The sequence below is a fragment of the Arthrobacter sp. B0490 genome (assembly GCF_002929355.1).
Lineage (GTDB): Bacteria > Actinomycetota > Actinomycetes > Actinomycetales > Micrococcaceae > Arthrobacter_D.
Window position 1 is genome coordinate 1 of record NZ_PJIR01000114.1, and the last position, 612, is coordinate 612.

Genomic DNA, 612 nt, shown 5'->3' on the forward strand with positions numbered 1-612 from the left:
GAAGGCCTGCCGGTGCTGCCGATCAACCTGATGAGTTCGGTGAAGATGCGCGAGTCGCACCAGGCCTGTACGCCGCTGGTGTACCTGGATCCGCGGCACAAGCTCAGCCAGCAGTTCGTCGAGCTGCACGACCTGCTCGAGTCTGCCGGCTGAGGAAATCAGTCCTCGGCGCGCCGCTCCAGCTTCTTGCCCAGCCGCGAGGCATAGAGTTCGCCGATCATCCCGCGGCGGAATACCAGTACGCAGACCATGAAGATGATGCCGGTGACTAGCGTCACCGGTAGCTCCGAGGTGGCGAAGTAGTTGCCCAGGCTGGTCACCAGCGCGGCGCCGAAGATCGGCCCGACCAGCGTGCCGATGCCGCCGATGAGGGGCATCAGCACCACCTCGGCGGACATCTGCCAGCTGACATCGGTCAGCGTGGCGAACTGGAACACCAGCGCCTTCAGTCCGCCAGCCAGTCCGGCCAAGGCGGCGGACATGACGAACGCGCCGAGCTTGTAGCGCGACACCGAATAGCCCAGGGAAATGGCGCGGTTCTCGTTCTCGCGGATTGAGCGCAGGATCATGCCGTACGGCGAGTTGATCACGCGCCAGATCAGCAGCATCCCG

General features: G+C 64.5%; 2 pseudogenes. One reads left to right on the top strand and one right to left on the bottom strand.

The annotated features are described in order from the left end of the window. Nucleotides 1-153: pseudogene (locus CXQ97_RS21005) on the top strand (ParA family protein); the annotation flags it as partial. Nucleotides 154-158: 5 nt separating this feature from the next. Here the strand turns inward: CXQ97_RS21005 and CXQ97_RS21010 are convergent. Continuing rightward, nucleotides 159-612 (bottom strand): annotated as a pseudogene (locus CXQ97_RS21010) (branched-chain amino acid ABC transporter permease); the annotation flags it as partial.